The 19,041-nt window shown below is 72.9% G+C and carries 18 protein-coding genes; 12 read left to right on the top strand and 6 right to left on the bottom strand.

From position 1 onward, the window contains the following. Window positions 1–19: 19 nt before the first annotated feature. Genes IE153_RS20140 through IE153_RS20160 form a run of 5 tightly spaced genes read left to right on the top strand, consistent with a single transcriptional unit; the run spans window position 20 to window position 3,618 of the window. On the top strand, window positions 20–1,588 hold the full coding sequence (locus IE153_RS20140; protein WP_189591165.1) for a 4-coumarate--CoA ligase family protein: 1,569 nt from the start codon (window positions 20–22) through the stop codon (window positions 1,586–1,588). After that, complete coding sequence (locus IE153_RS20145) at window positions 1,585–2,319, top strand: enoyl-CoA hydratase family protein (RefSeq protein WP_189591166.1); 735 nt, start codon at window positions 1,585–1,587, stop codon at window positions 2,317–2,319. Before IE153_RS20140 ends, IE153_RS20145 begins: the two co-directional genes overlap by 4 nt. Continuing rightward, on the top strand, window positions 2,307–2,918 hold the full coding sequence (locus IE153_RS20150; RefSeq protein WP_185007342.1) for a TetR/AcrR family transcriptional regulator: 612 nt from the start codon (window positions 2,307–2,309) through the stop codon (window positions 2,916–2,918). Before IE153_RS20145 ends, IE153_RS20150 begins: the two co-directional genes overlap by 13 nt. A gap of 53 nt (window positions 2,919–2,971) precedes the next feature. Beyond that, window positions 2,972–3,220 carry a type II toxin-antitoxin system CcdA family antitoxin gene (locus tag IE153_RS20155; RefSeq protein WP_031106279.1) on the top strand — a complete coding sequence of 83 codons (249 nt, stop codon included), beginning with the start codon at window positions 2,972–2,974 and terminating at the stop codon, window positions 3,218–3,220. Further along, window positions 3,217–3,618, top strand: coding sequence for a DNA-binding protein (locus IE153_RS20160; RefSeq protein WP_189591168.1), 402 nt, complete (start codon window positions 3,217–3,219; stop codon window positions 3,616–3,618). Before IE153_RS20155 ends, IE153_RS20160 begins: the two co-directional genes overlap by 4 nt. A gap of 3 nt (window positions 3,619–3,621) precedes the next feature. Here the strand turns inward: IE153_RS20160 and pdxH are convergent, their stop codons facing one another. Then, entirely contained in the window at window positions 3,622–4,290 is a 669-nt protein-coding gene (gene pdxH / locus IE153_RS20165; protein WP_189591170.1) for a pyridoxamine 5'-phosphate oxidase, read from the bottom strand. Window positions 4,291–4,575: 285 nt separating this feature from the next. Between pdxH and IE153_RS20170 the strand changes: the two genes are divergently transcribed. Beyond that, window positions 4,576–5,676 (top strand): citrate synthase 2, encoded by a 1,101-nt coding sequence (locus IE153_RS20170; protein ID WP_031106276.1) that lies wholly within the window; start codon window positions 4,576–4,578, stop codon window positions 5,674–5,676. A gap of 52 nt (window positions 5,677–5,728) precedes the next feature. Here the strand turns inward: IE153_RS20170 and IE153_RS20175 are convergent, their stop codons facing one another. Further along, window positions 5,729–6,205 carry an HIT family protein gene (locus IE153_RS20175; protein ID WP_189591172.1) on the bottom strand — a complete coding sequence of 159 codons (477 nt, stop codon included), beginning with the start codon at window positions 6,203–6,205 and terminating at the stop codon, window positions 5,729–5,731. Window positions 6,206–6,502: 297 nt separating this feature from the next. On the opposite strand from IE153_RS20175, the gene IE153_RS20180 reads away from it, so the two are divergent. Beyond that, on the top strand, window positions 6,503–6,916 hold the full coding sequence (locus IE153_RS20180) for a RidA family protein (protein WP_189591174.1): 414 nt from the start codon (window positions 6,503–6,505) through the stop codon (window positions 6,914–6,916). 131 nt (window positions 6,917–7,047) lie between these two features. After that, window positions 7,048–8,502, top strand: coding sequence for a PAS domain-containing protein (locus IE153_RS20185; protein WP_189591278.1), 1,455 nt, complete (start codon window positions 7,048–7,050; stop codon window positions 8,500–8,502). Between the two features lie 79 nt (window positions 8,503–8,581). On the opposite strand, the gene IE153_RS20190 is transcribed toward IE153_RS20185, so the two are convergent. Next, window positions 8,582–9,337 carry an SIS domain-containing protein gene (locus IE153_RS20190; RefSeq protein ID WP_189591176.1) on the bottom strand — a complete coding sequence of 252 codons (756 nt, stop codon included), beginning with the start codon at window positions 9,335–9,337 and terminating at the stop codon, window positions 8,582–8,584. A gap of 271 nt (window positions 9,338–9,608) precedes the next feature. Between IE153_RS20190 and IE153_RS20195 the strand changes: the two genes are divergently transcribed. Then, window positions 9,609–10,301: an iron-dependent transcriptional repressor DtxR gene (locus IE153_RS20195; RefSeq protein WP_010035781.1), complete on the top strand. Its 693-nt coding sequence runs from the start codon at window positions 9,609–9,611 to the stop codon at window positions 10,299–10,301. Between the two features lie 600 nt (window positions 10,302–10,901). After that, complete coding sequence (locus IE153_RS20200) at window positions 10,902–11,801, top strand: alpha/beta fold hydrolase (protein ID WP_189591177.1); 900 nt, start codon at window positions 10,902–10,904, stop codon at window positions 11,799–11,801. 256 nt (window positions 11,802–12,057) lie between these two features. On the opposite strand, the gene IE153_RS20205 is transcribed toward IE153_RS20200, so the two are convergent. From IE153_RS20205 to IE153_RS20215, 3 genes are all read right to left on the bottom strand, one after another. Then, the gene (locus IE153_RS20205; protein WP_189591179.1) at window positions 12,058–13,650 is read right to left on the bottom strand and encodes a transporter; all 1,593 of its coding nucleotides are present in this window, start codon (window positions 13,648–13,650) and stop codon (window positions 12,058–12,060) included. Continuing rightward, window positions 13,647–14,438, bottom strand: coding sequence for an ABC transporter ATP-binding protein (locus IE153_RS20210; protein ID WP_189591181.1), 792 nt, complete (start codon window positions 14,436–14,438; stop codon window positions 13,647–13,649). Before IE153_RS20210 ends, IE153_RS20205 begins: the two co-directional genes overlap by 4 nt. A 108-nt stretch (window positions 14,439–14,546) precedes the next feature. Beyond that, complete coding sequence (locus IE153_RS20215; RefSeq protein ID WP_189591280.1) at window positions 14,547–15,209, bottom strand: bifunctional DNA primase/polymerase; 663 nt, start codon at window positions 15,207–15,209, stop codon at window positions 14,547–14,549. A 306-nt stretch (window positions 15,210–15,515) separates the two neighbouring features. Here IE153_RS20215 and IE153_RS20220 point away from each other — a divergent pair, with 306 nt between their 5' ends. After that, window positions 15,516–16,901, top strand: coding sequence for an NsdA family TPR-like regulatory protein (locus IE153_RS20220; protein ID WP_189591183.1), 1,386 nt, complete (start codon window positions 15,516–15,518; stop codon window positions 16,899–16,901). Between the two features lie 201 nt (window positions 16,902–17,102). Then, a complete protein-coding gene (locus tag IE153_RS20225) occupies window positions 17,103–19,034 on the top strand; it encodes a hypothetical protein (RefSeq protein ID WP_189591185.1) in 1,932 nt (643 codons plus the stop codon). The last annotated feature ends 7 nt before the right edge of the window (window positions 19,035–19,041 follow it).

The following is a 19,041-nucleotide window of genomic DNA, read 5'->3' on the forward strand; positions in this document are numbered from 1 at the left end:
CCGCGAGGAGGAACCGGCCATGTTCCGCAGCGAGTACGCAGACGTCCCGCCCGTCGACCTGCCCATCCACGACGCGGTCCTGGCCCGGGCCGCCGAGTTCGGCGACACCCCGGCCCTGATCGACGGCACCGACGGCACCACCCTCTCGTACGAGCAGGTGGACCGGTTCCACCGGCGCGTCGCCGCCGCCCTCGCCGAGGCCGGTGTCCGCAAGGGTGACGTCCTCGCCCTGCACAGCCCCAACACCATCGCCTTCCCGACCGCCTTCTACGCGGCCACGCGCGCGGGCGCCACCGTCACCACCGTGCACCCGCTCGCCACCGCCGACGAGTTCGCCAAGCAACTGCGGGACTCGGGAGCCCGCTGGATCGTCACCGTGTCACCGCTGCTGGACGTCGCCCGCCGGGCCGCCGAACTCGCGGGCGGCATACGCGAGATATTCGTGTGCGACAGCGCGAGCGGCCACCGCTCCCTGATCGACATGCTCGCCTCGGCGGCCCCCGAGCCGCAGATCGCCATCGACCCGGCCGAGGACGTCGCGGCCCTGCCGTACTCCTCCGGGACCACCGGCATCCCCAAGGGCGTGATGCTCACGCACCGGCAGATCGCCACCAACCTCGCCCAGCTCCACCCGGCGGTCCCGGCCGGCCCGGGAGACCGTGTCCTGGCGGTCCTGCCCTTCTTCCACATCTACGGCCTCACCGCCCTGATGAACGCGCCCCTGCGGCAGGGCGCCACCGTCGTCGTCCTGCCCCGCTTCGACCTGGAGCAGTTCCTCGCGGCCGTCCAGAACCACCGCATCACGGCCCTGTACGTGGCCCCGCCGATCGTCCTGGCCCTCGCCAAGCACCCGGCCGTCGCCCAGTACGACCTGTCGTCCCTGCGGTACATCATCAGCGCCGCCGCACCCCTGGACGCCCGCCTCGCAGCCGCCTGCTCCCGGCGCCTCGGCCTGCCGCCCGTCGGCCAGGCCTACGGCATGACCGAACTCTCGCCCGGCACGCACGTCGTCCCCCTGGACGCCATGAACGACGCCCCGCCCGGCACCGTCGGCAAGCTCATCGCCGGCACCGAGATGCGCGTCGTCTCCCTCGACGACCCCGGCAAGGACCTCCCGGCCGGCGAATCCGGCGAGATCCTCATCCGCGGCCCCCAGATCATGAAGGGCTACCTCGGCCGCCCCGACGCCACCACCGCGATGATCGACCCCGACGGCTGGCTGCACACCGGCGACGTGGGCCATGTGGACGGGGACGGCTGGCTGTTCGTCGTCGACCGCGTCAAGGAACTCATCAAGTACAAGGGCTTCCAGGTGGCGCCCGCCGAGCTGGAGGCCCTGCTCCTGACCCACCCGGGCATCGCCGACGCCGCCGTCATCGGCAGGTACGACGCCGACGGCAACGAGGTCCCGCACGCCTACGTCGTCCGCCAGCCGTCCGCCGGGGAGCTCACCGAGGCGGAGATCATGATGTACGTCGCCGAGCGCGTGGCCCCCTACAAGCGGATCCGCCACGTCACCTTCATCGTCGGCGTCCCCCGCGCGGCCTCCGGCAAGATCCTCCGCCGACAGCTCAGGGAGAGCGCATGACGCTGATCGCCCGTACCCGCGCGCGTGCCGTGGAGACCCTGTCCCTCGACTCGCCGCACAACCGCAACGCCCTCTCGGCGGCCCTGGTCGGCGAACTGGCCGACGCGCTCACCGACGCCGGCAAGGACCCCGGCGTCCGCGCGGTCGTCCTCACGCACACCGGCAACACGTTCAGCGCGGGAGCCGACCTCAAGGACCCGCCCCCGCCCGAGGCGCTGGTCGCACTGCTGCGGCAGATCATCGAGCTGCCCAAACCGGTCGTCGCCCGGGTCACCGGCCACGTCCGCGCGGGCGGCCTCGGCCTCCTGGCCGCCTGCGACATCGCCGCCGCCGCAACGGACGCCACCTTCGCCTTCACGGAGGTGCGCATCGGGGTCGCCCCGGCCGTGATCTCCCTGCCGATCCTGCCCCGCACGAACCTGCGCGCCCTGGCCCGCCACTACCTCACCGGCGAACGCTTCGACGCGGCGGAAGCGCAGGCGACAGGCCTGCTCACCACCTGGGCGGACGACGTCGACACGGCCCTGGACCCCATCCTCGAAGGCCTGCGCAGATCCGCCCCCGACGCCCTGACCGAGACGAAACGGCTGCTCACGGCTAGGGTGCTGGAAGCCTTCGACCGGGACGCCGCCGACCTGACCGCGCTCTCGGCCCGGCTGTTCTCCTCCCCGCAGGCGCGCGAGGGGATGACGGCCTTCCTCGAACGACGGGATCCGGCATGGGTGGTGTGAGCACGGTCGACCGTGCGGAGAGAGTCCCCAAGCAGGACCGCAGCCGGGCCACCCGGCAGCGGCTCCTCGAAGCCGCCGTGTCCTGCCTCGCCGAACACGGCTGGGCGGGGTCCACCGTCTCCGTGGTCGCCGAACGCGCCGGCGTCTCCCGCGGCGCCGCCCAGCACCACTTCCCGACCCGCGAGGACCTCTTCACGGCGGCCGTCGAGTACGTCGCCGAGGAACGCTCCACGGCCCTGCGCGACCTGTTCCCCGACGGCGCGGCCGGAGACCGCCACGCCGTCGTCGCCGCCCTGGTCGACCTCTACACCGGGCCGCTGTTCCGCGCCGCCCTCCACCTCTGGGTCGCCGCCTCCAACGAGGAGCAGCTCCGGCCCCGCGTCACCGAACTCGAATCCCGCGTCGGCCGCGAGACCCACCGCATAGCCGTCGACCTGCTGTCCGCCGACGAATCCGTCCCCGGCGTGCGCGAAACCGTCCAGGGCCTCCTCGACATGGCCCGCGGCCTGGGCCTCGCCAACCTCCTCACGGACGACGCGGCCCGCCGGGAACGGGTGGTCGCGCAGTGGGCGGGGCTGCTGGAGGAGTCGCTGGGCTGAGGGGCTGGTGGCAGCACGGACGCGGAGTGTGCATACCGCGGTATGCTCGAAGCATGGCGGACACGACGCGCATCACGGTGACACTGCCGACAGACCAGGTCGCCGAACTCAGGAAGCTCACCGACAACGTCTCCGGCTACGTCGCCGAGGCGGTGGCACGCCAGCTGCGGCATCAGTTGCTCGGCGCAGACCTGATGCGTCACCAGGAGGAGCACGGGGCGTTCACCGAGGAGGAGCTGGCCGAGGCCCGCTCCAGGATCTTCGGCACTGCGGATGCCGGTGGATCGGCGAGCGCGGCGTGATGGAGCACGTCGAGACGGTTGTCCTGGACTCTCAGGGGCTCTCCGCCTGGATCGCCCAGGATCGCAAGATCCTGGCGATGTTCCAGGTTCTCCACGCCATGGGCGCCGATTTCGTCATCGGCGCCAACACCATCGTGGAAGGCAGTCATGCGCGCGTGAACATGCCCCGTCTGCAGTGGGCGCTCTCCCGCGTCAAGGTCGAGCCGGTGACCGAGGGCGCCGCGAAAGCGTCCGCGGAACTGCTGAAGGCCGCCGGGCTGCACGGCCACAAGTACGCGATCGACGCGACCGTCGCCGAGGTGGCACTGCGGCAGCCGGGCCCCGTGGCCGTGCTGACGTCCGACGTCGACGACATGGCGCGGCTGTGCGGCGACCGAGTCCGGCTCATCGGCATCTGAGCCTCACGGACTGAGCCGCTCCACCCGCCAGCTGCCGTCCGCCTGCTCCACGTACCGCAACCGGTCGTGCAGCCGGTTCTCGCGGCCCTGCCAGAACTCCACCGTCTGCGGGGCCACCCTGAAGCCGCCCCAGTGCGGGGGCACCGGCACCTGCTCGCCCTCCGGGTAGCGGGCCGCGAGCTCCGCGTACGCGGTGTCGATGTCGGCGCGGGTGGAGATCACCGAGGACTGGGCACTGGCCCACGCCCCCAGCTGCGAGCCGTGCGGCCGGGTGCGGAAGTACGCGGCCGTCTCGTCCCGGCCCGTGCGCCGGGCGACCCCGGACACGATGACCTGCCGGGCCATCGGGTGCCAGGGGAACAGCAGCGAGACGTACGGGTTCTCCGCCAGGTCATGGGCCTTGCGGGAGTCGTAGTTCGTGTAGAAGACGAAGCCCTGCTCGTCGAAGTGCTTCAGCAGCACCGTACGGGCACTCGTCCGCCCCTCGGCGTCGGCCGTCGAGACGATCATGGCGTTCGGCTCGAACAGCCCGCCGTCCGTCGCGGCCTGCTTGAACCAGCGCGCGAACTGCTCGACGGGCGAGGCGGCCAGCGCGGTCTCGGAGAGCCCCTCGGCCCGGTACTGCTTGCGCATCGAGGCCAGATCGAAGGGGACGTCGTCGCGGTCGGTCACCCGGTCATCTTGCCGTACGGACGGTGTCCTTCGTCACTGCGTGGCACTGAGTGCCGTGAACCCTCCCCAAATGTGGCACTCGGGGATATCGTTTCCGTGCCGTATCGGTTGGGTGACGGCCGACCGTTCGGGGCATCACAGGGGGAGACCGGCCAGGACCGCGAGTCGCGCAGACGACCGTGGATCCTCCGGACGGCCGCCCGCTTCGCAAGCTGACTGACACATGGTTCGTTCGCCCCACCCCACATCACACCATCTGTCACTTACATCACGAGGAGCCGCCTGATGTCCGACTTCGTACCCGGGCTCGAGGGAGTCGTCGCGTTCGAGACGGAGATCGCCGAACCGGACAAGGAGGGCGGCGCACTCCGGTACCGGGGCGTCGACATCGAGGACCTGGTCGGCCACGTCTCCTTCGGCAACGTCTGGGGCCTGCTCGTCGACGGCGCCTTCAACCCCGGGCTGCCGCCCGCCGAGCCGTTCCCCATCCCCGTGCACTCCGGCGACATCCGCGTGGACGTCCAGTCCGCCCTGGCCATGCTCGCGCCCGTCTGGGGCCTCAAACCCCTCCTCGACATCGACGCCGAGCAGGCCCGCGCGGACCTGGCCCGGGCGGCCGTCATGGCGCTCTCCTACGTCGCCCAGTCCGCCCGCGGCCAGGGCCTGCCCATGGTTCCGCAGCGGGAGATCGACAAGGCGCAGTCCGTCGTGGAGCGCTTCATGATCCGCTGGCGCGGCGAGCCGGACCCCAAGCACGTGGCGGCGGTGGACGCCTACTGGACGAGCGCCGCGGAGCACGGCATGAACGCGTCCACCTTCACGGCGAGGGTCATCGCCTCGACCGGCGCGGACGTGGCGGCGGCGCTCTCCGGCGCCGTGGGCGCGATGTCCGGCCCGCTGCACGGCGGCGCCCCCTCGCGCGTCCTCGGCATGATCGAGGAGATCGAGCGCACGGGCGACGCGGAGGCCTACGTCAAGAACGCGCTCGACAAGGGCGAGCGCCTCATGGGCTTCGGGCACCGCGTCTACCGTGCCGAGGACCCGAGGGCGAGGGTCCTGCGCCGCACGGCCCGCGAGCTGGGAGCCCCCCGCTTCGAGGTCGCCGAGGCCCTGGAGAAGGCGGCCCTCGCGGAGCTCCACGCCCGCCGCCCCGACCGTGTCCTCGCCACGAACGTCGAGTTCTGGGCGGCCATCGTCCTGGACTTCGCCGAGGTCCCGGCCCACATGTTCACGTCCATGTTCACCTGCGCCCGCACCGCCGGCTGGTCCGCCCACATCCTGGAGCAGAAGCGCACGGGCCGCCTGGTCCGCCCCTCGGCCCGCTACGTCGGCCCGGGCACCCGCAACCCCCGGGAGATCGAGGGCTACGAGGACATCGCCCACTGACCCGCCCGCGCCACGCGGCCTCACCCACCTCCGGGTGAGGCCGTCCGCATGCTCACCCCGCGAGCCGGTCAAGCTCCTCGCCGATGGCCTCGCGCAGCCGTTCGTGCCGGGGCCCGAGCGCGTACCGCTCCTCGCTCCACCGCTGTCGCGGATAGAGCCACACGGGCAGCCGCACGAGCTCCTCGGGCTCCCAGTCGTAGCGCGGCCACACATGCGCGTGCAGGAACCCGTCGGCGTTCCCGAGGATCTCCAGATTGACCCTCCGGAATCCTGACTCCACCTGCCCGCAGGCCCGCTCGACGGCTTCCCCCAGCCGGTCCATGTCGGCCAGGAAGGCCAGCCGCCCGCTCCGCGGCAGCTCGGACAACCGCTGCACCGCGGGATCATCGGTCAGCAGCACCGAGTAGCCGGGCAGGAACTGCACATCCCCGATCACCGCGAACCCGGACTCCAGCCGCCGCATCACGGCCGGGTTCTCGCCCCGCAGGGCGCTCCCGATCCGGTCCTCGCGCCACGTACCCACCGTCATCGCCCCCGGGAAGCCGCAGAAACGCAGACGACCCGCGAGTCTGGTTCCTCCCTGAGGAGGAGCCGGCCGGACGTACCGGCGACTCGCGGGTCGGGTGACTGCCTGAGATTGGGCCGGCTGCGCGTACGCTCACGCGCTGGCTCGGCACCGCACTGAGTGTGGTGACGGGCCGCTAGCCCGCAGCCACCTCTTCCGTCCGGTATCCATACATCTGCCGAACCACCTCCCTTCTGAAGTGCTTGCAACCCTAGGAACCGTTCGGCCTCGGATCAACCCATTTTTTGAGACCTTGACTCCATGACGCAGCGGCAGGCGATTCTCAGCGGTTCGGTGTTCGAGGAGCGGATCGGGTACGCCCGGGCCGTCGTGGACGGGGACTGGGTGCACGTGTCGGGGACGACCGGGTTCGATTACGCGGACATGACGATCTCCGACGACGTGGTGGAGCAGGCCGAGCAGTGTCTGCGGAACATCGGGGCCGCGCTGAAGGAGGCCGGGTGTTCGTTCGCGGACGTCGTGCGGGTGCGGTACCTGCTGCCGGAGCGGGAGGACTTCGAGCCGTGCTGGCCGGTGCTGCGCGCGTGCTTCGGGGAGGTACGGCCGGCCGCGACGATGTTGGTGTGCGGGCTGGCGGACCCCCGTATGAAGATCGAGATCGAGGTGTACGCGCGGCGGGGGAGCGGCGCCGGGGCCCTGCCGTTGATCGACTGACGTCGACGATCGGCTGATGATCTGTCCGGCCGGGGGGCCTCCGTGGCGTTGACGTGGGGATTGCCGCCGTACAACGATTCCCTCAATGTTGTGGGAACTCGGTGTGCGCTGGGTCACGTTCCAGTTGAATGATGGCAAGGAGCGAACCGACGTGCCGGACGTGCGGACGCAGCCTGCAGGGGGTCCAGGTGAGTGCTTCCCGGCGTAGTGGGACCACCGACGAGCTGGGGCCGGACGAGCCCGAGCGGGAGAACTCGGATGGTTCGGATCTGCTTGCCGCTTTGCTGGACGGGATGGACGCGGCGCTGTGCGCGTTCGACGCCGACGGGGTCGTGACGCACTGGAACCGCGAGGCCGAGCGGATCCTCGGGTGGAGCGCGGACGAGGCCGTGGGGCGGCGCGGTCTGGCCGGGTGGGCCGTGCGCGCCGCGGACGCCGAGGAGATCGAGGGGCGGCTGCTGTCGGTCATGCACGCGCCCGGGCGGCAGGTGCACGAGTTCGCCCTGCTGACCAAGGACGGCGGGCGGGTGCTCGTGCGGACGCAGTCGGCCGCGGTGCGCGGGCCCGACGGAAAACCGGCGGGGGTGTACTGCGCGTTCAGCGAGGTGCACGCGCAGATCGACCTGGAGCGTTCGATCGCGCTGAGCGAGGCGCTGTTCGAGGACGCCAGCTGGGGTGTCGTCCTGGTGGACGTGGATCTGCGGCCGGCGGTGGTGAACGCGCACGCGGCCCGGGCGCTGGGCACGGGCCGAACGTCGGTGCTGGGGCGGCCGCTCGGCGAGCTCCTGTCACAGGGCGTGGAGGAACTGGAGAGCGCGCTGCAGCATGTGCTGGCGGAGGGCGCGCCGCCCGCGCCCGCCGAGGTGTGGGTGACCGTGCGCGCGACGGAGGGCGAGAAGCGGCGGTGCTGGCGCAGCGGCTTCCTGCGGCTGGCCTCACCGCTCGCGGAAGAACCGGTGCCGCTGGGTGTGGGCTGGCTGTTCCAGGACGTGACGGAGGCCAAGCAGGCCGAGCAGGAGGCGTCCCTGCTGCGGTTCCGTACGCAGCAGCTGCACCGCGCGTCGCGGGCCGCGGCCGAGTGCGAGGACCCGGCGGAGGCGGCCACGGTCCACCTGGATTTCGCCCTGGCCGGTTTCGCCGACCACGCGGTGATCGACCGGGTCGTCGGCGGCGCGCTCACCGACACGCAGGCCGAGGGGCCCGTCCGGCTGGTCCGGGTGGCCGCCACGCCGTCCGGCGCACCGGGCCCGAGCAAGCTGGCCGACCTGGCGGGCCTGCCCGTCCGCTACGCCGAGGGGCATCCGGCCCTGCAGTGCGTGGAGCGCGTGGGAGCGCTGCGGGCGAGCGCGGGCGGGGCCCCGCCCGAGGCGGCCCGTGAGTGGGCCCTGGCCCGCCAGTGGCCCCCGGACGCGGTGCACGCCCTGTGCGCGGTGCTGCGCAGCCGGGGCCGCACCCTGGGGGCCGTGACGTTCCTGCGGGGCGCGGGCCGCAGCGCCTTCGAGCGGTCCGACGCGATGTACGCGGAGGACGTGGCGGTACGGATCGCGGCGTCGCTGGATCTGGCGAGGCTGTCGGACGAGGTGTGAGGGGCCGGGCCTCGCGGCACCGCCCCGCCGTACTCCTCGCCGAGCTGTGGGAGGCCGGTCCGTCGCGGCACCGGCCCGCTCAGTGCCGGTAGAAGATCCGGTCGCGGTACTGCTCCATCACCCGGGTGTTCCAGTCGTGGCCGCCGTCGACGTTTCCGGAGCGCAGCAGCGGCGGTTCGATGCCGCGGTCGGCGAGGGTGGTGGCCGTCGTCGCCATGACGGCCTGGAGCAGGGCCGAGGTGACGACCGTGGAGGCGGGGGCGAAGGGGGCCGGGATGTCGTCGTGGGTGAGTTCCGCGTCGCCGACCGCGATCTTCGAGTCGAGGACGAGGTCGCAGTGGTCCTTCAGATACGTGCCGGAGGCGTGCCGGGACTTCGTCTGCGAGGCGTAGGCCACCGAGGTCACGCCGATGACCTTCACGCCCAGGGCGCGGGCGTTCATGGCCATCTCCACGGGCAGGGCGTTGCGCCCCGACAGGGAGATGATCAGCAGGGCGTCGCCGTCGCGGAGCGGGGAGCTGTCGAGGACGGCGCTCGCGAGGCCGTCGACGCGCTCCAGGGCGGAGCCGAGCGGCGCGGGCATGACGTCGACGCCGACGACGCCCGGTACGACGAGGAGGTTCATCAGCGCGAGACCGCCGGCGCGGTAGACGAGGTCCTGCGCGGCGAGGGAGGAGTGCCCGGCGCCGAAGGCGAAGAGCCGGCCCCCGTCCGCGACGGTGTCGGCGAGGAGTGTGCCGGCCGCGGCGATGCTGTCGGCCTCCTCGTCGCGGAGCCGCCGCAGCAGGCCGATCGCGGCGTCGAGGAACTGGCCGGCCGGCACGCGGTCGCTCATACGGGGTCCCTTCGGGCTGGCCTGGGCGGCTTGTGTCGCGCATCACGGTGCGGTCTGGACCAGTGCGGTGTCAATACGGCCGTGGGCGCCGCGCGCCGAGCCCGGGGAAGTCGCCGAAAGGGAAGTCCGTACCCTTGCGCCCGGCCGGGTAATCCCCGGCTTTCCCTCCCGAGGCCCGGTTGTCGGTGGTATCCGGCAGAATTGGGTGCAGGGCCAGCGCACACGCCGGTGAGCCGTCCAGCCTCCGGCAGATCTCATTCGAGGGGCACGTATGTCCGGACTGATCGACACCACGGAGATGTATCTCCGCACCATCCTCGAGCTGGAGGAAGAGGGTGTGGTCCCCATGCGCGCCCGTATCGCCGAGCGGTTGGACCAGAGCGGGCCGACCGTCAGCCAGACCGTGGCGCGGATGGAGCGTGACGGCCTGGTGTCCGTCGCCAGCGACCGGCATCTGGAGCTGACCGACGAGGGCCGCCGGCTGGCCACGCGGGTGATGCGCAAGCACCGCCTTGCCGAGTGTCTGCTCGTCGACGTGATCGGCCTGGAATGGGAGCAGGTCCACGCGGAGGCGTGCCGCTGGGAGCACGTGATGAGCGAGGCCGTGGAGCGCCGCGTCCTGGAGCTGCTGCGGCATCCGACGGAGTCGCCGTACGGCAACCCGATCCCGGGTCTCGAGGAGCTCGGCGAGAAGGACGGCGCGGACCCGTTCCTGGACGAGGGCATGGTGTCGCTGGCCAGCCTCGACCCCGGCGCCGAGGGCAAGACGGTCGTGGTGCGCCGGATCGGCGAGCCGATCCAGACGGACGCGCAGCTGATGTACACGCTGCGGCGGGCGGGCGTGCAGCCCGGCTCGGTGGTGAGCGTGACCGAGTCGGCGGGCGGGGTGCTGGTGGGCAGCGGCGGCGAGGCGGCCGAGCTGGAGTCGGACGTCGCCTCCCACGTGTTCGTCGCCAAGCCCTGAGCCCACCGCCTGTCGCGCCGGGGCATACGCCAACTCCAGCTGCACGTGCGGCCGTTGTGGCGTCGGTGGTCTCTTGGCGTGATCCGGACCGAATCCGGGATCCAGTCCGCCGAATGGCAGCGCCCGTACGCTTCCCGTGCGACGCTGTCGCGTGAGGCATATGACCTGAGGGGCTCTGGGCCGCGGCTCGACAGCGATGTCGCCGGCCGGGGAGGGGGCGGGAGGATGTGCCGCGGAGATGTGGAGGGCCCCGGCGCCGTGTGGCGCCGGGGCCTGTCCTCCCCTGTGCTGACCCGGAGCCCCGAGCTCTCAGGGTCATTCCCCGCGGACCGGTTTCCCCGAGCGGTCCGCCCCCCGCTGAAGATCTCCCCTCGGCGGCGGCGATCAATCCCCGGGAGGGGTCACTCGAACGAGGGGTGTTGTCCGCAGAAACCCGAATCTCGAATGCGCATTCGATAGTCTGCGGGCGGCGCACGGCACACTTGCACCGACGGACACGGCAACCAGCACGGCAGAAGGCACAGCAGGCAGAACACGGTTCACAGGACCGGACGGCTCGAGGGAGCCGTGGTCCGCGCGAAGCTTGGGGGGTGCCAGGACATGGCGCGACGCATCGACGTGACCGGGACGGGCGGCGTACGCCTGGCGGCCTGGGAGTTCGGCGACCCGCCCAAGACCGATCCGGCGCAGGACGGCCAGGGGGCGCACGCCGGGCACACCGCACCGGAGGGCTCCCCGAGCGTGCTGTTACTGCACGGCCTCATGGGCCGCGCGTCGCACTGGGCGTCCACCGCCCGCTGGCTCTCCGCGCGCTACCGCGCGGTCGCCCTCGATCAGCGCGGCCACGGCCGCAGTGACAAACCCCCGCAGGGCTCCTTCACGCGGGACGCCTACGTCGACGACGCCGAGGCCGCCCTGGAGCAGCTGGGCCTCGCCCCGGTCGTCCTCATCGGCCACGCCATGGGCGCGCTGACCGCCTGGCAGCTCGCCGCCAAGCGTCCCGACCTGGTGCGCGGGCTGATCATCTGCGACATGCGGGCGTCCGCGCTCGGCGCCGCCTCCCAGCGCGAGTGGGGCCAGTGGTTCGAGTCCTGGCCGCTGCCCTTCGCCACCCTCGCCGACGTCCGCAAGTGGTTCGGCGAGGACGACCCCTGGGTGGAGCGGCCCAATCCGGCCCGCGGTGAGTTCTACGCCGAGGTGATGGCCGAGTCCCCGGACGGCTGGCGTCCGGTCTTCGAACCGGAGCAGATGCTCCGCTCCCGCGAGACATGGGTCTACGACGCGCACTGGGAGGAGCTGACCCAGGTCCGCTGCCCCACCCTGGTCCTGCGCGGCCTGGACGGCGAGCTGGGCCGCGCCGAGGCCCAGGAGATGGTCCGGGTCCTGCCCCGCGGCCAGTACGCGGAGGTCGCCGACGCCGGCCACCTGGTGCACTACGACCAGCCGGAGGCCTGGCGCGCCGCCATCGAACCGTTCCTGGACTCGCTGGGCGACAGCTGACACCGGCTCCCGGGGCCGGTGTCAGCCCCTCGCTCACCGCCTCCGGCCTCCGGAGGCCGGCTCAGCCCTTGCTGACCGTCTCCGGTCTTTGCGGGCCTGCCGAGCCCTTGCCGACCGCCTCCGGTCTTTGCGGGCCTGCCGAGCCCTTGCCGACCGCCTCCGGTCTTTGCGGGCCTGCCGAGCCCTTGCCGACCGCCTCCGGCTTTTTTGCAGGCCGGCTCAGTTGCTGACCGTCTCCGGCCTCCGGAGGCCGGTGTCACCCCTTGCTGACCGCGGCCAGGATCTCCGGCAGCCGCCGGGCCGTCCGCGGAGCGGCCAGTTTCAGCCCCGCCGCCGTGAGCACCGCCCCGTAGGCCGTGCCCGCCGGCAGCAGCAGCCACGTCCAGTCGTCGCCGTCCGCGCTCACGTTCAGCCAGATCGTGAGCGCGATGACGGGCGCGCACAGCAGGGCGGCCGCCATCATCCCGCCGAAGATGGAGATCCAGGCGAGCCCGGTCTGCCCGGGGGCGACGTTCTTGTAACCCTCCTGCGGGATGGAGTAGGGGAAGCGGGCAGACGTCCACGCCCCGGTCGCGAGCATCGCGCCGAGCAGCGCGAAGGACAGCCCCAGAGCCTCGGGCAGCCGCCGCCAGTCGCCCAGCATGGCCGTCGTCACAACCGTCACGAGCGTGGCGTACGGCAGCGTGATCAGCAGCAGGGCGTACGCCCGGGCGCGCAGTTCGACGTAGGCGTCACGCGCCGAGGAGATCGTCATCGCGACCATCCAGAACGCCGAGGTGTCCTGCCCGAACTGGTTGTACATCTGGATGCCGAGCATCCCGGCGGCGAAGCACGCGAAGTACACCGACCCGGTGCCCTGCCAGGCGTTGAACACCGGCACGATCAGCCCGATGGCCAGCGACGTCACCCAGGCGGCCTTGGTCTTCGGATCGCGCCACACGTACCGCAGGCTGCGGTCCATGACCGTGCCCGTACGGCCCGCGGGCAGCAGCCGCGCGAGCCCGGTCGACGAGCGCTCCTTCGCGGCCGACTCGGCGCTCGGCAGGGTGGAGCCGTCGGGCGAGGTCATCAGCCGCGTCAGATGCCGCGACCAGAGCGCGAGCAGCGCCACCAGCGCACCCGCGCTCAGCGCCAGTTGCGCGACGGCCCGACCGTACGAGCCCTCGCTCACCGCGTGCACGGCCCCGATCGCCGACGCGGGCGGCACCCACTGGAGCACCTCGGCCGCCGGGTCGAGCTCGCCCAGCCCGGACGCCCCGAGCCGTTGCGCGCCGAAGTTGACGATCTGCGCCCCGATGGCGATGACGAGCCCGCTGAGCACCGCGAGGTCCCGCCCCTTGCGGCTGGTCAGCAGCCGTACGTTGGCGGCGGCGACGGCCCGCGCGAGGGCCACGCACACCAGCAGCGCGAGGACGACGGCGACGGCACCGACGGCGAACGCCGCCCCGCCCCGCGCCACCGCGATCACGGAACCGACCAGCAGACACAGCGTGAACAACGGCCCGATGCCCACCAGCGAGGCCGTGAGCAGCGCCCGCACCAGCGGCCGGGGCCGCAGCGGCAGCATCACCAGCCGGGTCGGGTCCAGGGTCTCGTCACCGCTGGGGAAGAACAGCGGCATCACCGCCCAGCCGAGCCCCAGCACCGCCACCGCCAGCACGACCACCGACTCGGCGTGCGCGTGCCCGCGCAGCGCGATCAGGCCGATCAGCTGGAGCGCGGCGAAGAGCAGGGCGAAGACGGCCGAGGTGATGTAGGCGGCCTTCCGCCCGCCGGACTGCCGCAGCCCGTTGCGCAGCAGCGACAGCTTCAGCCGTACGAAGACCGGGGTGATCGCGGGGGCGCTCACCGCGACCCGCCGCCCAGCCAGTCCAGGTCGGACCCGGCGTCCCGGCTCTGGGCGCCGACGAGTTCGAGGAACGCCCGCTGCAACGACGGTGCGTCCCCGCGCACCTCGGCGAGCGTGCCGGTGGCGCGGATCCGCCCGGCGGCCATGACGGCGACCCAGTCGCACAACGACTCGACGAGTTCCATGACGTGGGAAGAGAACACGACCGTGGCGCCCGAGGCCGTGTACCGCTCCAGGACGCCCCGGATGGTCTGCGCGGAGACGGGGTCGACTCCCTCGAACGGCTCGTCCAGGAACAGCACTTCGGGATTGTGGAGGAGAGCGGTGGCGAGCCCGATCTTCTTGCGCATGCCGGTCGAGTAGTCGACGACCAGCTTGTGCTGGGCGCCGGCCAGGTCGAGGACGTCGAGGAGCTGCGTGGCCCGCTTGTCGACCTCGGCACCGGGCAGCCCGCGCAACCGCCCCGTGTACGCCAGCAGTTCCCGCCCCGACAGCCGCTCGAACAGCCGCAGCCCCTCCGGCAGCACCCCGATCCGGGCCTTCACCTCGACGGGGTCCCGCCACACGTCGTGCCCGACCACCTCGACGGTTCCGTGGTCGGGCCGGAGCAGCCCGGTCACCATCGACAAGGTGGTGGTCTTCCCGGCCCCGTTCGGCCCGACGAGCCCGATGAACTTGCCCGCGGGCAACTCGAGATCGACCCCGGCAACAGCGACCTGCTGCCCGAACCGCTTCCAGAGCCCCCGCACACGCACAGCGCTGGATCCCACCGCGCCTCCCTCCGTCACCTTGCACCCTACGGTGGGGGATCGCGCTCAGGGGCGCGGGGAACTGCGCGATCAACCACACACGACCCGAAGCCGCCGACGACGAGGAACCACGCAGACGATCAGGCGCTACCGATCCCGCCCGCACGCATACGCCAACGGCGAGATCAACTCCTCCGCATCCGGCAGCCACCGATTCGCCGGAGTCGGCCGGCAGGCCCACTGCACAGCCCCCCGGGACCCGAACCGCGTAGGCGGCGCAGCCACATACGCCCCCTCACCCAGCACCGTCAGATCCAGCGACGACACCGACCACCCCAGCTTCCGCACCAGGTCGGGCACCTTCACCCCGGCCCCCGGCAGCACGAAGAACTCCATCCGCCGATCCGGCGTGAGCGTCACCGGCCCGAGCGTCAGCTCCATCCGCTCCATCCGGGCCAGCGCGAGGAACCCGGCCGTCTCCGGCACGGAGAGCGCGTCGAACGTCCGCCCCGTCGGCAGCAGGATCGACGCGGTCGGCTGCTTCTGCCACATCCGCCGTGCGACCGTCGCACTGCCCGTCGCCTGCGTCGCCCAGTCCGGACGCGCCGGGTGCGACCCCGGCGCCGGACACGCCGCGTCACCGCAGGAGCAGCGCTGACTCCCGTCGACGGCTTCCAGCCAGGTGCCGGGGAACACGTCCCAGTGGCGCTCCTCGGCGTAGCGAACAGCGGTCTCCAGCAGCGATTCCCCGCGCTGCTTCGGGATCTGAGCGGCTTCGGTGCCGGCGATCGTCTCTTCCACGATGAACACAACTCTGGTCGTCACCAGGGGTTACGCCCGCCCGCGTGCGCGGGGGAGAGCATCGCCCCTGTTCCCGGGGCGCATGGGTGCATGTGCGGGGGCGCGCAGGAGGAACCGTGGCCGGAGCTGGGTAGCCACGAGTGGGGCCGGCAACAGCCGTTACCCCGGCATTCCTCACATGCCTCGCATTTTCGCCTGGTCGGCGGGGCATTGATCTTCACGGCCGGATCTTTTCGCTGGGACGTGAGGGGTTCGGCCGCGGAAGACACGTCAACTCGGTGCGTGGGCAGGCACCGCAGCCACAGGGGGTACGCCATGGCCGCAAGGCCGCTCGTCGCCAGGCAGCCGAACGAACGGCTCCAGGCGCTCATCCAGGAAGCCGGATGCTCCAACGCCGGCCTGGCCCGCCGGGTCAACATGTGCGGTGCCGAGCACGGCCTCGACCTGCGCTACGACAAGACGTCGGTGGCGCGATGGCTGCGCGGGCAGCAGCCACGGGGCCGGGCCCCGGCGATCATCGCCGAGGCCCTGGGCCGCAAACTCGGCCGTACGGTCACGATCGACGAGATCGGCATGGCCAACGGCAAGAACCTCGCCTCGGGCGTGGGCCTGCAGTTCTCGCCGACGGTACTGGGGGCCATCGAGCAGGTCTGCGAGCTGTGGCGCAGCGACGTGGGGCGGCGGGACTTCCTGTCCGGCTCCTCCGTCGCCGCGTCCGCGCTGGTCGAGCCCAGCCGCGACTGGCTGATCTCCTCGCCCGACGCGCAGGTGTCGCGCACGGCGGGGCCGCGGGTGGGGCAGTCCGACGTGCAGGCGGTCCAGGCCATGACGCAGGCGCTGGTGGACCTCGACCACCAGTACGGCAGCGGGCATGTGCGGCCGGTCGTCGTGCACTACCTCAACAGCGTGGTCTCGGGGCTGCTGGCGGGTTCCTACCGGGAGGCGGTCGGGCGGGACCTGTTCGCCGCGGTGGCCCGGCTCACGGAGCTCGCCGGGTACATGGCCGTCGACACGGGGCAACCCGGCCTGGCCCAGCGCTACTACATCCAGGCGCTGCGCCTGGCGCAGGCCGCCGGGGACCGCGGCTACGGCGGATACGTCCTCGCCGCCTCCATGAGCCATCTCGCCGCGCAGCTCGGAAACCCGCGGGAGATCGCGCAGTTGGCGCGGGCGGCGCAGGAGGGGGCGCGGGGGCGCGTGTCGCCGCGGGCGGAGTCCATGTTCCTCGCGGCGGAGGCGCGCGGGCACGCCCTCATGGGCGACGTGCGCGCCGCCCAGTCCTCGGCAGGGCGCGCGGTGAGCGCCCTGGAGGCGGCCGACCCGGCCGCCGGGGACGACCCGGTGTGGATCGCGCACTTCGACGAGGCGTATCTGGCCGACGAGTTGGCGCACTGCCACCGGGATCTCGGGCAGGCCGAGGCGGCGGCCCGGTGCGCGCAGGAGTCGCTGGCCGGGCACCCCGAGACGCGGGCGCGCCGCCGGGCCATCGGATATGTGCTCTTGGCCACGGCGCAGGTGCAGCAGCGCGAGATCGAAGAGGCGTGCGCCACAGGCATGAAGGCCGTGGAACTGCTGGAGGGGCTGCGCTCCAACCGGGGCGCCGAGTACCTGGAGGACTTCCAGCAGCGGCTGGAGCCGTACCGGGACGAGGCGGTGGTGAGGGAGTTCGGGGCGCGGCTCGACCTGCAGGCGGCGGCGTGAACACGGGGTCTGCGGATGCGTGAACGTGCGGCAAACGGCGGCTCGGCGCGCAGGAGGTGACATGAACAGCGCGCCGTGAGCCGGTGGTGTTACCGCGCTCACAGGGCATGAGGTCGCGCCCTGTGCTGCGTGGCACGGGGCTCTGGGGACCCGGTAGCGTGACCCGACGATTCACAAGGTCCCCCATTAGTAGGAGTCCCGGTGACGCAGAGTGGACAGGGCGAGGAGCCCTCGGCGCGCCCCGCGCGCGAAGGCATCGTGCTGCCCTCGGACGGTGGCGAACCCCTGCTGCCGGGCATGACGGGCGGACCCGCCGACGCCCCCGGCCGCCGGCCCGCCCCGCCGTCGACGGCCGGGCCGCAGGCCTCGGCCCCCGCGGAAGGCCAGACCTGGGGCCAGCCGTGGGGCCCCGACCGGCAGCAGACCCCGCCCGCGCCGGGCCAGACCTGGCAGTCGCAGCCCGAGCAGTGGAGCACGCCGGAGCAGCCCGCGTGGGACGCGCACCCCTCGGGAGCGCTCCCCCCGGAGGGCACCCCGTCCCCGGGCCCCTATGCCGGCACACCCGCGCACCCCGACCCCTACGGCACGGGCCAACCGCCCGCGGGCGCCGCCGGGTACGACCCGTACAGCACCCCCAGCGGCGCGGCCCCGCTGCCTCCCGAGGGTTCCGGCACCCCCGCGCCCGGGCAGCCGCCGCACTCCGCCGCCGGGTACGGACCCCCCGCCGGGGGCGGCCAGGCGCAGGCAGGCTCCGGGTACGGGTATCCGCAGGGGCCGGCCGCCGGTGCCTACGGCGCCGCAGCCGGGAGTGCCCAGCCGACGCAGGGTGGCTCCGGGTACGGGTATCCGCAGGGGGCCGGTCTGCCGCCCGCCGCCGGCGCGTACGGCGCCCCGGGCGGGGGAGTCCCGCAGCAGCCGGGCGCCGATGCGTACGGGGGCGGCCTGCCGCCGGCTTCCGGTGCGTACGGCGGTGGACTGCCGCCGGCCTCGGCCGGCTACGGGTCCGCCGGAGGTGCCTCCCTGCCCCCGGCGGCCGACGAGGGGGCGACTCAGTACATACCGCCTGTCACGGGGGACGCGGCCGCCGCGGCCACGCAGTATCTGCCGTCCGTCGCGCCGTCCGCCGACGAGGGCGCGACCCAGTACATACCCCCGGTGACCCCGGGGGCCCTGCCGCCCGAGATGCCCGCGGGGGAGGACCCCGAGGCGACGCGTTTCCTCGGGACCGGGCCCCGCACCGGGGCGGGAGCCGGACCGCTGCCGCCCGCCGCCCACCCGGACGCCGAGGCGACGCAGTACATACCGCCGGTGCCCGGCGGGGACAAGCAGCCGCCCGCCGAGTTCGACAACCTCTTCCGCAGCGACCAGGGCGCCGAGAGCCCGGCCGGTGCCACCCAGCAGATGCCCCGCATCGAGCAGCCGCAGCCCCAGACCTCGTACGGTGCTCCCCAGCCCTCCCACGCCCCGCCCGCCGGCGGCGGCCGGTCGCGCGGCGGCCGTAGCGGCTCGCGCGTGCCCGTCATCGCCGCCGTCGGCATCGGCATCGCCGTCCTCGGCGTCGGCGCGGGCGCGCTGCTCGCCGCCGGCGGAGGCGGCGGTGACGACGACAGCGGCGACAAGAAGACCGTGGCCGCCTCCGCACCCGCTACGGACGGCTCCGCCTCCCCGTCCGCCGACCCCGCCCGGGCCCAGGCGGTCGAGCTGGACAAGCTGCTCGCCGACAGCGGCAACAGCCGCAGCACCGTGATCAACGCGGTCGCCGACGTCAAGGGCTGCGACAACCTCCCCAAGGCCGCCAAGGACCTGCGCGACGCGGCCAAGCAGCGCAACCAGCTGGTCACCCGGCTCTCCGGCATCGAGGTCGACCAGCTGCCCGACCACGCCGCGCTGACCACCGCCCTCACCAAGGCCTGGCAGGCCTCCGCCTCGGCCGACAACCACTACGCGGCCTGGGCCGACCAGACCGCCGGCAAGAAGGGCTGCAAGAAGGGCCAGGCCCGCGCCACCAACCAGACCCAGGCCGGCAACCGGGCCAGCGGCGTCGCCAGCACCGAGAAGGCGAAGGCGGCCGGGCTGTGGAACGGGATCGCGAAGAAGTACGGCCTGACCGAGCGCCAGCCGACCCAGCTGTGACGGGACG

The organism is Streptomyces massasporeus (genome assembly GCF_014648995.1).
GTDB classification, from domain to species: Bacteria; Actinomycetota; Actinomycetes; order Streptomycetales; family Streptomycetaceae; genus Streptomyces; species Streptomyces massasporeus.